This is a genomic window from Pseudoduganella sp. R-31 (assembly GCF_049913235.1).
GTDB lineage: Bacteria > Pseudomonadota > Gammaproteobacteria > Burkholderiales > Burkholderiaceae_D > Rugamonas.
In genome coordinates this window covers 340412-352698 of record NZ_CP183986.1, presented here as the reverse complement: position 1 = coordinate 352698, position 12287 = coordinate 340412, and the positions used below count along the sequence as shown (strand labels likewise).

Below are 12287 nucleotides of genomic sequence, written 5' to 3'. Positions count from 1 at the left end.
GAAGTTGATGTCGAAGCATAAGTATTCGAAGTCCCTGCTGGCTGCGGCAGCAGGCATGCTGCTGGCGGGCCAGAGCCACGGCGCCGCATTTGAACTCAAGGAGAAAAGCGCAAAGGCACAGGGCCGGGCAACCGCAGGCTCGATCAGTGCCCCGGGGGACGCATCGGCCATCGCAGAGAATCCCGCCGCGATGCGCGGCCTGGATGGCAGGGTTTTCCAGGCCGACCTGACCACGGTCGACTACTCGGTCAAGTTCAACGGCGACGGCGAGGATGCGCTCGGCCGGCCTCTATCGGGCGGTAATGGCGGCGATGCGGGAGCGACCAAGCCGATTCCAGCCATGTACTTCCACACGCCATTGGGCGAGCGCGCCCACCTCGGCCTGTCGCTGACGGCGCCGTTCGGCTTCACCACCGACTACGACGCGCAATGGAAGGGCCGTTACCAGGGGCAGAAGACCGAACTGAAAGCGGTCAACCTCGGCCTCGCCCTGTCGTATGACCTGAACGAGCAGCTGTCGCTTGGCGGTTCGCTTTTCTTCGAGCGCGCGCAAGCGACGTTGACGTCCGCGCTCGACTTCGGCGCGATCATGGCTGCCGCACGCGTGCCCGGCTACGCTCCCACCAGTGCCGACGGGCGCATCGCACTCGATGGAAGCGACAATGCCTTCGGCTTCACGCTCGGCCTGCTGTATAGCCCGACCAGGCAAACCCACATCGGTGCAGCCTACCGCTCCGGCGTCAACCATAAGCTGAGCGATGCATCGATCACGTTTGACGTGCCGCAAGGGCCTAAGGCGATACTCGCGGCCACGCGCCCCGGCTGGTTCACTGACACCAACGCCTCGACCGAACTGCGCATGCCTTCGTCCTGGACAGTCAGTGTGACGCACCAGCTCAACGAACGCTGGTCCGTCATGGCCGACGTGCACCGAACCAAATGGAGCAGGTTCAAGGACGTCGTGCTGGACTTCGACTCGCCGCAGGCAACGCAGGCGATCACCTTCGACTATCGCAACACCCTGTTCGGCGCGCTGGGCGCCGAATACACGCTCAATCCGGACCTGACCCTGCGCGCAGGCGTGGCTTACGACCAGACGCCGGTCCGTGCCGCCTCCCGCGACGTCCGAGTGCCGGACGTCGATCGCAAGTGGCTATCCCTCGGCGCCACCTGGCGCGCCAGCCAAAGCGTCGAATGGAGCGCCGGCTACACCCACCTGTTCCTCGACGATGCGGCTGTCGCCATGCGTTCGCCGACCGACAGCACCTTGCATGGCAACTACAAGCTGGCGAGCGATATCTTCGCTGTCTCGCTGGCTTATCGCTTCTGAACCCCCTGGAGAAAAAGCATGAAGGATTCGCCGATTGTATTGATTACCGGTGTCTCGTCCGGCATCGGTCGCGCCGCAGCGGAGAAGCTTGCCGCGCAGGGATGCCGCGTCTTTGGCACCGTGCGCAGCATCGCCAAAACGTCGCCCCTGTCGGGCGTTGAACTGCTCGAAATCGATATCCGCGATGACGCGTCCGTGGAACTTGGCGTCCAGGCGGTCATCGAGCGCGCGGGCCGCATTGATATCCTGGTCAACAACGCAGGCATGAATATGGTCGGCGCGGTGGAAGAAACATCGGTCACCGAGGCCGCCGCCCTGTTCGACACCAATGTGTTCGGCGTGCTGCGCATGGTACGTGCGGTGCTTCCGCATATGCGCAAGCAGCGCCGTGGCCGGATCGTGAATGTCAGCTCCGTGCTTGGCTTCCTGCCGGCACCGTACATGGGACTGTATTCGGCCTCGAAGCACGCGGTCGAAGGCCTGTCCGAAACCTTGGACCATGAGGTGCGCCAGTTCGGTATCCGCGTCACCCTCGTCCAGCCCTCGTACACGAAGACCAACCTGGACGCCAACTCGCCCCAGGCCGCCCTGCGGATCGGCGATTATGACCATGAGCGCGATACTGCGGCCCGCTCCGTCGTCAACAGCATCAACAGCGCTCCCGGCCCCGATAGTGTCGCGAACACGATAGTGGAAGCGGCGCTCGGGACGTGGCGTATGCGCCGCACGCCAGCAGGACAAGCCTCGCTGTTGAGCAAATTGCGCCGCTTCATGCCGGCGGGCCCGGTTGATGCCAGCCTGCGCAAATCGCTGGGCTTGGCGTGACGCCCGCGTTGGCTACAAAATGTAACCTTGGTTGCGCAAGACGCTCCTTTTTGGGATGTTAGCAGGACAACAATTCCAAAAGGACGTCCACCATGAAGAAGACCATACCCTTTGCGCCGGTCGTGGCAGCAGGCATGCTCACGCTTGCTGCCTGCAGTACGCCGCAGCCGACCCAGGCGCCGCATCATGTCGCCGAAGCTGCAATGCCGGCACCAGTGCCGGCCGCCGTACCGCCAGCACCCGTCGCGCCAGCGGCAAAGGCCGATCTGCGAGGCTCGGTGAAGCCCGCCCCGGTGTTGGCTTACTCTCCTGGTGTGCCAGCGCCGATGCCGCACATCGCGCCCATGCCGCAATCGGCAGACAAATTCCCCGACAAGGACGGCAACAAGTCCGTGCTGGTGAGCGAACAGCCTGTCTCCACCTTCAGCGTGGACGTCGATACTGCCTCTTACGCCTTCGTCCGCCGCATGCTGTCCGACGGCCGCATGCCGCCGCAGCAAGCCGTGCGCGTCGAAGAAATGGTCAACTACTTCCCCTACAACTACGCTACTCCCACCAATGCCAGCCAGCCGTTTGCAGTCACTACGGAGGTGATGCCGAGCCCATGGCAGCAGGGGAACCAGCTTGTCCACATCGCGCTCAAAGGTTACGACATCAAGGCCGCCGCCCGCCCCCGCGCCAACGTTGTGCTGCTGGTGGACATTTCCGGCTCGATGGGCCCGCGTGACCGCCTGCCTCTGCTGCAGCAAGGCTTCCGCCTGTTCGCAGAGCAGTTGCGCGATGACGATATGGTCTCCATCGTCACCTATGCCAACGGCACCGCCGTCGCCCTCGAGCCAACCAGCGGCAAGGACAAACAGAAGATCATCGACGTGATCAACAACCTGCACGCGTCGGGCGGCACCGCCGGCGGCGATGGCCTGCAACGCGCCTACGCCCAGGCCGAGCGCAACTTCGACCCTAAGGCCGTGAACCGCGTGATCCTGGCCACCGATGGCGACTTCAATATCGGCATCACCGATCCCAAGCAGCTTGAGAAATTCATCGTCGACAAGCGCAAGTCCGGCGTCTACCTGTCGGTATTCGGCGTTGGCCTGGGCAACCTGAACGACGCCCTGATCCAGCGCCTGACCCAGTCCGGCAACGGCAATGCCGCCTACATCGACACCCTGCTGGAAGCACGCAAGGCGCTGGCGCAGGAGCTGGGTTCGACCATGTTCCCGATCGCGAACGACGTGAAGGTGCAAGTCGAATTCAACCCGTCGCAAGTCGCGGCTTACCGCCTGGTCGGCTACGAGACCCGCATGCTTAACCGGCAGGACTTCAAGGATGACAAGGTCGACGCCGGCGACATGGGCGCCGGCCACACCGTCACCGCCATCTACGAAATCACGCCAGCCGCCAACGCAGGCAAGCTGGTTGATCCGCTGCGTTATGCGCAGACGGGCAAAAAGAAAGCCACGGAATCAGGCAAATCCGATGAGCTGTGCTTTGTGAAGGTGCGCTACAAGCTGCCCGGCCAGTCCGCCAGCAGGCAGGTCGAGCATGCGGTGCGTGCCGGCAGCGCACGCGATTCTCTCGACGCTGCGCCGGACGACCAGCGCTTTGCCGTCGCCGTTGCAGCTTTCGCCCAGCGCCTGCGTGGGGAGCAGCAGGTGGCCGACTTCAGCTACGGCGATATCGCCAGGCTGGCGGAAGGCGCACGCGGCGCCGACCGCGAAGGCTATCGCGCCGAATTCGTGAAAATGGTACGAATGGCGGAAGCCCTCGGCACGGTCGGCCCTGCTGCGCAACGCTGATGCACCTTAGTTGAGCGTGACATTCCAGTTGCGCTCAACGCACTTCACGTAATTGCCGGCGATAAGGGCGTTGTAAGGCGTCTGGTAGTTCACCAACTGGCACTGGTAATCGCCGCCGCTGTTCCAGTTCTTCTCCCAATAGATGTTGTAGGCGGCGGAACTGGACGGGCCAAAACGCTGCATCGTCGCGCACGATAGCTGCTCGCCCGCCACATTCCAGCCAAGATCCGCCGCGAACTGCCGGTAATAATCAATGCGGTTCTGCGCCGCCGGCTTTTCGCTGCCGGTACCGCATTCCGCATTGATGATCATGATCGTGGTGGCGAAGTTGTTCCCCGCGCCGGCGGAAATGTCGCTGGCGTTGGGAACCCAGCTTCCGTCGATCACATGCAGCATCGATGGCTTGGGCGGTTGCGGGTAGACGAAGAAGAACGTGGCAGAGGCAAGATTCAGCCAGGTCGACGCTACCTGGTCCGGATTTTTCAGCAGCACCGACTGGTCGCCGTTGAACATCACCTGCGAGAACGGCCCGTAGTTATAGTTGTACGAGAGCTGCTTGGCGCCGCGTCCGAAGTACTTCTTGTAGCTGCCATCGGCGTTCTTCCCGCAAGTCCAGACCGAGTTGAAGACCGGATCCGCACATTCCGTGTTGTAGCCGCAGCCTGGACCATCCTCGGTGCAGCCCAACTCGCGCAAGTATTTCAGCCCCTGCCGCCACTGCGGCAGGGGCAGGCTGGCATTGTGCTCGCCGGTCTCCTGCGCAAAGTGGGCGAACATGGTCGCCAGCGAATGGCGGCAGATGTTGTCGGCATTGCGGCCGTCGGTATGGTCGCCGCACACCGCCGGGAACTTTGCCACCGCCTGCAGGAAGCGCCGGTACTCATAGCTCGCTTCACGCAAGGAGAAGTAGTAGTCCCACTTCGCCGACGACAGCAAACGTTCAACGCGCTTCACATTGGCCGGGTTGCTGGCCAATCCAGGCGTCACCGCTTCCACCGCTGCGTTGTCGAGTGTCCGGATCGACGCCTTGACGCTGCGGAAGAAGTCATTGTCAGTCAGCGCCTGCTCGCGCGCTTCGGCCTGCGCCTTGGTCGGTACGCCGCCTGGCTGCGTCGGCGGGTCGCCAGGGTCGGTGGGTGGATCGGTCGCCTCCCCGATGTATTTCCATGGGCCCCAGGTGTCAGCCTGGCTTGGTGCATTCCCCTGTGTCCACCACTTCGCTTCGAATTGCTTGCTTTGGTAAATGGCGCACATGCCCGCCGTGTACACCTGGCTGGCGCTCCACGCCGGGCAGGAAGCGGTGGCGCTGGCCACTACGCCCTGCGCCAGCGTGCGCGCAGCGGCCGGGGTGTCGGCGCTGCCACCCCCCCCGCAGGCGGAGAGCGACAGCGCCGCGGCAAGTGCCGCGTAAGTGAGAGTTCTCATGTCAGGTTCCCTCGCTCATTGGAGTGCCACCGGCAGGTCCGGATACTCTTCGCTCAGCGCATAGCGCACGCCGTTCACCGTGATCGTGTACGCGGAAGGCCCGCTGATCGGCAAGGTGTAGTTCAGCGTCAGCGAGACCGATGCACCCGGCGCCAGCGACTGCCAGGAAGGTATCGTGAACTTGGCGCGGTTGAAGTTGGCCTTGAAGCCGCCGATATTATTCGGCCCGGTGTAGCCTGCCTTGATGACGGTCAGCCCGTAACCTGACTGGTCGCTCATATTGGCCGGCGCCGATACCGGATAATCGAACTCCACTACCGAACCGCCCGGAATCGTGGTGGCGGTGTTGTTCGTCACCGTCATCACAGGATTGATCGGGTAGTTGCTGTCGCCCAGCTTCCAGCCGCCAAGAGAGATGCTGACCTTCGCGCTGCTGGTCGGCATGGCCGTTTCGGCGCGCGTTGCGCCATAAGGAGCGGCGCTTCGGAAGGCAGCAGCGATGTTGTTCGTGAGCGTGTAACCCATGAAGTATTCGCCCGCGCCACCGTTGCGCGCTGCGTTCCATGCGTAGTCGCCGGCCAGCTCCCAGATCATGATGCCGCCGATGCCGTTGTTCACGACGTAGCTGGTCTTGGCAGCGATGGATTGCGCCGTTTCGGTGGAAATGAAGACCTGGCGTGTTGCGTTCCACAGCCACGGCGCAGCCAGCGTCGCGCTGTATTGCGGGCTGTAGGTGCCGGTGATGGTCTTCTCGGTCACGCCGTAGGCATCGAGGTAGGACGGCACAATGGCGTTTTGCAGGTTGAGCGCATGCCATAGCGGGTTGCCGCCGCCAGGTACGGGCTTGCCATTGGTGTCCAGGTCATGCCAGACGTTGTCGATGCCGGTTGCGCCTTTGCCGCAAGTTTTCACGCCGGCGCAGGCGACGGTGTCGGTGACCACCGGGCTGGTGCCCCACAAGCCGTTGTTGCCGCCGCTGACTTCCTTCCAGCCGCGCGTGTAGTACGGCACGCCGATATTGATGCGGCCCGCCTGCAGTGCGCCACGGTAGTAGCGGTAGGCCCAGTCGACGTTCAGGTAGCCGATGCCGCCGTACTGGTAGGCATTGCCGGCTTTCAGCTCGCCGTCGTTGCCGTCGTCGAACAGCGGAGCGTTGGGACCGACATACTGGTTCCATCCGCCGTGCAGGTCATAGCTCATCAGGCTGGCGTAATCGAGGTACTTCAGGCCGGACAGGTTCTCCTCGCCGCGCAGCACCCACCCGGATGCGGAACCGGCGATCGTCAGCATGTAGTACTTGTTGTCCGCCGCCGCTGCTGCATCGAGCTTCTCACGCACGGTTTTCAGCAGCACGTTGTAGCTCTTCATCAGGCCTGCCAGCCTTGGCTTGGAGATTGGGAAGTCGAGCGGGTTGCCTGCTTCGTTATTGGTGGTCGGGTGCTCGTAATCGATGTCCATCCCGTCAAAGAAGGTGTACTGGCGCAAGAAGGCGACCATCGAATCGGCCAGGGTGTTGATACCTGCCGTGTTGATGCTGCCGTCCGAGTTGGTGGTGGCGGTGTAGAAGCCGCCGCTGCCTGCCCAGCCGCCGACCGACAGCATGATCTTCACGCCGGGGTACTTCTTCTTGTACTGCGCGAGCAGGTTGAAGTGGCCTTTGTATGGGAGGGACGGGTCCATCGCCGCAGCGGGGATGTTCGGCCAGGTGATGCCGGTCTCGGGGCTGCTCGCACCGCTGCCGATCTGCACCTTGTTGTCCGTTCCGACGCTGGCGAAGGCGTAGTTCACGTGGGTGATGTTTTGCCACGGGATGTCGTTGACCAGGTAGGACGGCTGGCCGTTAGCGCCGGTGCGCCAACTGGTGAAGTAGCCGACGATGCGGCGATTCAGGCCGTTTGCCAGTTTTTCGCGGCCGTTGGCGTCGTAAACGCTGCAGTATGGGACGTTCGGCACTGGCGAGGTCAAGCCGTCAGGGCGGCATGCCACTGGCGTTGGAGTGGGCGTAGGGGTCGGAGTCGGTGTCGGGGTGGGAGTTGGCGTAGGTGTAGGAGTTGGCGTAGGGGTAGGAGTCGGCGTCGGCGTCGGCGTTGGCGTGGACGTCTGCAGCTCCCACGGGCCGTTCACTTCCGTGCCCGGTACATTATTCTGCGTCCACCACTTTGCCTTGTAGACGGCGCCGTTATAAGTCGCACACATACCGGCGGTATAGACCGCGCTCGCGCTCCATGCAGGGCAATCCGGCGTTGGAGTCGGCGTTGGTGTTGGCGTAGGGGTTGGAGTCGGGGTTGGCGTAGTCGCCTGCACTTCCCACGGCCCGTACTGCTCGGCGCCAGGGACATTATTTTGTGTCCACCACTTCGCCTTGTACACGGTGCCGTTGTAGGTCACGCACATGCCTGCGGTGTATACCGCGCTGGCACTCCAGGCTGGGCAGGACTCAGAAACCGCAGCCGTCGCAAGTGTGCGGGCCGGCTGCGGGGCTTGGCCGCTATCGGTTCCGCCGCCGCAACCGGCAATGGCGCTGCCGACCAGCGCCAGCATCAGGTAATTCGGTCGAATATTCATGCGGTCTCCGTTATTAGAAATCGTGGTTATGCGGATAACTGCTGTAGAAATCGTTATCCCAGCGGAAGTGCGTCGCCGAGATCGTGAGTGAGATATCGAGCCCCTGGACGAAGTGCCACCAGCCGACCGGCAGGAACAGGATTTCGCCAGGCGCCAGCTCAACGTCGAGGACCGGAACGCCGGCCATCGACGGGAAGCGCTGCTGGTCGATGTCGCGGCCATCGACCGGAGTAAAGCAATGGCGCTGGTTCTGCAGCCTCGGTGTTTCGCAAGGCGCGATCAGCCGCACGCGCTTGCGACCCATCACCTGGATCATGAAATTGTTGGTGAGGTCGTGATGGAACGGCGTGATGGTCCCCGCCGGCCCAAGCCAGAAGAATCCTTTGCGTTCGCCATCCAGGTATTCCGGCAGCAGCGGCATGTCCTGCCACAGCTCGTCCAGGGCCTGCCGGTTGCGGCCGTCGTTATTGGCCGTCATGTAGAAGTCGTTGGTGCTGCCGCTGCTGCGCACCCGTTCCACGTACTCGCCGAACGGCATATGGCGCTTGTGCGCGATGCTGTTCATTTCGTAGTCGGCATCGGCATTGCGGCCGAACTGCACTTCGACTTCCCGTTCGCCGAACTGCGCGGCCAACCAGTCCAGTGTCCACTTGCCGCGCGCTGGCCAGTCGTCCAGCATGCCGGTGATGATCACAGGCCGGTTGCACAGGTAGTGCTCGTGCAGGAAAACCTCGGTCGACAGGCGTTCGCGGCGCGGCACTTCCTGCGGCGCCATGCGGTTCAGGCGCGCCTGGATGCCGAGCAGCCAGTCGCGCTTGGCCAGCCGGTTATGCAGGCGCTGTACACCGTGCAGGTACGGACTGTTCATCGCAGCCGTGATTTCGGCTTGCGCGAGTTGGGGAGGAATGCCGGACTGGCCGAGAATGCCCGCCAGCGTCGCAGGAGAATGGCCCAGCATCAGGTTTTCGGCAATCCAGCGCCGCCATTCGTCGCTGATGCCAAGGGAATGCACCGTCGCACGACGTTTCATAAGCGTCTCCAAAAAGGGAAAAGCCGGCGGCGCTGGGCGCACCGCCGGCAAGGGATGGACGATTAACGTCCCTTCCAGACTTCGCTGGTCAGCGCACCGCTCGCATCGCCGTCCAGCTCCCACGAGAAGGCCCCGCGCAGACCCTGGTCGCGGACGTATTGCATCTTGGTGCCGATCACGGTTGGATCGTCATAGCTCCACCATTCGCCGGTGCTGGTGTACAGGTACAACTGCTTGGTCACCGGGTGGTACCAGCGCTGGCCGGTCTTGTTGCGCAAGACCTTGTAGTCATCGATGCCGCCCTCGTAGGTGCCGCCAGCACCACCGCTGGCAGCCTGGTACAGGCCATTGGCATTCGGCCCTGCCGTGACGCCCTTCCAGCCGCGCCCATAGAACGGAATCCCGAGCAGGATCTTGTTCTTCGGCATACCGGCTGCGGTCAGCGTGGCGAGGGCATCGTTGGCGTTGTACTTGGCCAGGTTGCCGGTCGCCGGATCGGCCGGGTCGTGGTACAGCGGAGAATGGAAGTTGGTGCTCGATTCCCACGCGCCGTGGAAGTCGTAGGTCATCACGTTCACCCAGTCCATGTACTGTGCGTATTGGCCAGGTTCGGTGTTGGCGATCTTGTCGACGCCGGCGCCAATCGCTGCGGTCAGCGCATAGCGTTTGCCGTCGGTGGCGCCCTGCGCGTCAAGCTGCGCTCGGAATTCCGCCATCAGCAGCGTGAAGTTATGCTTGTCGTTGACCGCGTCGTAGGTGTTGTACGGCTGGCCGCCGCCGCCCGGGTATTCCCAGTCGATGTCGATGCCGTCGAACACGCCCTTGGCCGCGCCCGGTCCACCGCGCCCATCCTGGATCGGCAGGTCGCCGGCGATGAACATCTTCACGCAGGACTTGGCGAGCTGCTTGCGCAGTGCGTCGGTCTTGGCTGCGGCCGAGAAGAACTTCGACCATGACCATCCGCCCAGCGAGATGAAGACTTTCAGGTTCGGGTGCTGCTGCTTGAGCAGTTTCAGCTGCAGGAAGTTGCCGGAAAGCGGTGCGTCCCACGGCACGGACTGGCCGTTGACGGTGCGTTTCGGCTGGCGCTGGTAGTCGGCATAGGAATCGCCGCCGGTGCCGGCATCCGGCGAAGTTGGGTTGTCGTTGCCCACTTCGGCCTTCGTCACCATATCGCACTCGTAGCCGCCGTTCTTCTGATACACATTGCCGAAGGCGTAGTTGATGAAGGTGAGCTGGTCGGCCACGCTGGTCTGCACGCCATTGACCGGCGTCTTCGTGGTGTGGATGTCCGCTACTTCGTAATCGCGGCCGTACACGCCCCACTGGGCGAAGTAGGAACCGATCTCGCGGCCGGTTGGAGTCGGCGTAGGTGTCGGTGTCGGTGTCGGAGTTGGCGTTGGTGTCGGCGTCGGCGTTGGAGTAGGTGTCGGGGTAGGCGTAGGCGTTGGGGTTGGCGTCGGAGTCGGAGTCGGAGTCGGCGTGGTCGACTGGAACTCCCAAGGCCCGTTCGGATCGGTGCCCGGCACATTATTCTGCGTCCACCATTTCGCCTTGTAGACCGAGCCGTTATAGGTGACGCACATGCCACCGGTATAGACCGCGCTGGCGCTCCACGCAGGACAATCCGGCGTTGGTGTCGGGGTTGGAGTAGGCGTTGGCGTAGTCGCCTGCGCTTCCCAAGGCCCGTACTGTTCTGCACCCGGCACATTGTTTTGCGTCCACCACTTGGCTTTGTACACCGTGCCGTTGTAGGTCACGCACATGCCCGCAGTGTAGACCGCGCTGCTGCTCCACGCCGGACACGTTTCCGCCACGGTGGACGTTGCGAGTGTGCGCGGCTGTTGTGAGGCCTGGCCGGTGTCGCTACCGCCACCGCAAGCTGCCAGCAGGCTGCTCGTCAAACCGGCGACCAGAAAACTTCTTGAAACCCTTTGTTCCATGCTCCCCCTCCTTCGGTTGTGGTTGTCGGGCTAGGATGGGATTGGGACAATTGGTAGTCAAGTGGTTTTAATTAGTGCTGCCGATATAAGACCAGTTGCAAAAATGCATGTGCCCTGCGAGGGCTCAAAAAATGGCTGTTTGAGAATGAAAAGGGAGATGTCTCAAATGAGACATTCTGTTAAACGATGAATACCAGCATTCGGCTACTCGCCGAGTGGTATTACTGCTCAGCTGCCCGGTATGGACTTCTGGATGCGCTCGATGGTCCGATCGGCCTGCATTTGCCTCAGCACGCGCGTCAGCTCCGGCACCAGCGCCTCGTGCTTCCTGTTCACGTAGTGATAGACCGGAAAGGAAGACAGCGGCGGCTCCAGCACGGTAATGCCTTCCAGCTTCTGGCTTCGCACCACGGCCATGCCCGACGCGCGATGACCCAGCACCAGGTCCGTGCGCCCCATCATCAGCTTTTCGAAAGCCTGGTGCATGGTCGGCACCTGCTCAACCTTCATGCCCCTGGTGTTCTCCTGCGCGATCTTGTTCCCGCGCACAAAGCCCAGCGTATAGGGGCGCAGGCTCTCCCACCCGTTGACCACGAATGAAGTACCGCGCGAAAAGATCACCAGCTCGAAGGTGAGCAGGGGGACGGGAACGATGACGAGGTTGGGATAGTCGCGGTCCAGGCCGAGCTTGCGATAAAGCTCGCCATCCATCTTGCCGTCATTGGCGTATACCAGCGAGCGCTCGCCGGGCAACTGGTGCACGACCAGCGTGCGGCCAATGCGCCGGTAGGCTTCGCGCAGCACCAGTTCGGAAATGGTGGCGGCAGGGTCGTCACCCACCAGGGTGGAGACGTTCATCACCGGAAAAGCTTGCGCAGCTACCCAGGCCGGCAGCAGGCCAGACAGCGCAAAACCCAGCACGGCGCGACGACGCATTTCATCTCCAGGCAATCCCTTGACTGGAGCATAACACTGCCTACACTTTTTGTAGTTCCGAAAACTCCTGGTAGGCCGCTACGGCATTTGCCGCATACATGGCCACCGGGCCGCCGCCCATATAGATCGCCACGCCCAGTGCTTCGTGAACCTCCTGGACGGTAGCGCCCAAGCGGGCCAAAGCCTTGGTGTGGAATCCGATGCAGCCGTCGCAGCGCGCGGCAACGCCAACCGCCAACGCGATCAGCTCCTTGGTCTTGGGATCAAGCGCACCGCCCGCCATGGCAGCCTTGCCCATGTCGCTGAAGCCTTTCATTACTTCCGGCGGGGTCTTGCGTAGCTGCGCCAGGTTGGCCGATATGTCCTGGGTGAGGTCTTTGTAGTCGGTATCCATGCCCGGATGGTAGACGTCCTGCCTCCCCGGCGAAATGATC

9 protein-coding genes are annotated in these 12287 nt (G+C 62.7%); 3 read left to right on the top strand and 6 right to left on the bottom strand.

All coding sequences use genetic code 11. The features are described from left to right. The first annotated feature begins 7 nt into the window (after positions 1 to 7). The 3 genes from ACN9MY_RS01610 to ACN9MY_RS01600 all read left to right on the top strand — a co-directional run bounded on the left by ACN9MY_RS01610 (position 8) and on the right by ACN9MY_RS01600 (position 3954). Positions 8 to 1330, top strand: a complete 1323-nt coding sequence (locus tag ACN9MY_RS01610) for an outer membrane protein transport protein (protein WP_426336750.1) — start codon at positions 8 to 10, stop codon at positions 1328 to 1330. An 18-nt stretch (positions 1331 to 1348) separates the two neighbouring features. Then, on the top strand, positions 1349 to 2155 hold the full coding sequence (locus ACN9MY_RS01605; RefSeq protein WP_426336749.1) for an oxidoreductase: 807 nt from the start codon (positions 1349 to 1351) through the stop codon (positions 2153 to 2155). A gap of 92 nt (positions 2156 to 2247) precedes the next feature. Then, positions 2248 to 3954 carry a vWA domain-containing protein gene (locus tag ACN9MY_RS01600; protein ID WP_426336748.1) on the top strand — a complete coding sequence of 569 codons (1707 nt, stop codon included), beginning with the start codon at positions 2248 to 2250 and terminating at the stop codon, positions 3952 to 3954. Positions 3955 to 3960: 6 nt separating this feature from the next. Here the strand turns inward: ACN9MY_RS01600 and ACN9MY_RS01595 are convergent, their stop codons facing one another. The 6 genes from ACN9MY_RS01595 to ACN9MY_RS01570 all read right to left on the bottom strand — a co-directional run bounded on the left by ACN9MY_RS01595 (position 3961) and on the right by ACN9MY_RS01570 (position 12247). Next, complete coding sequence (locus ACN9MY_RS01595; RefSeq protein ID WP_426336747.1) at positions 3961 to 5379, bottom strand: glycoside hydrolase family 19 protein; 1419 nt, start codon at positions 5377 to 5379, stop codon at positions 3961 to 3963. Between the two features lie 15 nt (positions 5380 to 5394). Then, complete coding sequence (locus ACN9MY_RS01590) at positions 5395 to 7944, bottom strand: chitinase C-terminal domain-containing protein (protein WP_426320077.1); 2550 nt, start codon at positions 7942 to 7944, stop codon at positions 5395 to 5397. Between the two features lie 13 nt (positions 7945 to 7957). Next, positions 7958 to 8974 (bottom strand): cupin-like domain-containing protein, encoded by a 1017-nt coding sequence (locus ACN9MY_RS01585; protein WP_426166865.1) that lies wholly within the window; start codon positions 8972 to 8974, stop codon positions 7958 to 7960. A gap of 62 nt (positions 8975 to 9036) precedes the next feature. After that, a complete protein-coding gene (locus ACN9MY_RS01580; RefSeq protein ID WP_426166863.1) occupies positions 9037 to 10917 on the bottom strand; it encodes a glycosyl hydrolase family 18 protein in 1881 nt (626 codons plus the stop codon). Between the two features lie 228 nt (positions 10918 to 11145). Next, positions 11146 to 11853, bottom strand: a complete 708-nt coding sequence (locus tag ACN9MY_RS01575) for a substrate-binding periplasmic protein (protein ID WP_426166861.1) — start codon at positions 11851 to 11853, stop codon at positions 11146 to 11148. 40 nt (positions 11854 to 11893) lie between these two features. Further along, on the bottom strand, positions 11894 to 12247 hold the full coding sequence (locus ACN9MY_RS01570) for a carboxymuconolactone decarboxylase family protein (protein ID WP_426166859.1): 354 nt from the start codon (positions 12245 to 12247) through the stop codon (positions 11894 to 11896). Positions 12248 to 12287: the final 40 nt, after the last annotated feature.

What these genes read in the sequence shown, in the direction of transcription:
- ACN9MY_RS01610 (WP_426336750.1), top strand. Translation starts at nt 8, where the DNA reads ATGTCGAAGCATAAGTATTCGAAGTCCCTGCTGGCTGCGGCAGCAGGC.
- ACN9MY_RS01605 (WP_426336749.1), top strand. Translation starts at nt 1,349, where the DNA reads ATGAAGGATTCGCCGATTGTATTGATTACCGGTGTCTCGTCCGGCATC.
- ACN9MY_RS01600 (WP_426336748.1), top strand. Translation starts at nt 2,248, where the DNA reads ATGAAGAAGACCATACCCTTTGCGCCGGTCGTGGCAGCAGGCATGCTC.
- ACN9MY_RS01595 (WP_426336747.1), bottom strand. Translation starts at nt 5,379, where the DNA reads ATGAGAACTCTCACTTACGCGGCACTTGCCGCGGCGCTGTCGCTCTCC.
- ACN9MY_RS01590 (WP_426320077.1), bottom strand. Translation starts at nt 7,944, where the DNA reads ATGAATATTCGACCGAATTACCTGATGCTGGCGCTGGTCGGCAGCGCC.
- ACN9MY_RS01585 (WP_426166865.1), bottom strand. Translation starts at nt 8,974, where the DNA reads ATGAAACGTCGTGCGACGGTGCATTCCCTTGGCATCAGCGACGAATGG.
- ACN9MY_RS01580 (WP_426166863.1), bottom strand. Translation starts at nt 10,917, where the DNA reads ATGGAACAAAGGGTTTCAAGAAGTTTTCTGGTCGCCGGTTTGACGAGC.
- ACN9MY_RS01575 (WP_426166861.1), bottom strand. Translation starts at nt 11,853, where the DNA reads ATGCGTCGTCGCGCCGTGCTGGGTTTTGCGCTGTCTGGCCTGCTGCCG.
- ACN9MY_RS01570 (WP_426166859.1), bottom strand. Translation starts at nt 12,247, where the DNA reads ATGGATACCGACTACAAAGACCTCACCCAGGACATATCGGCCAACCTG.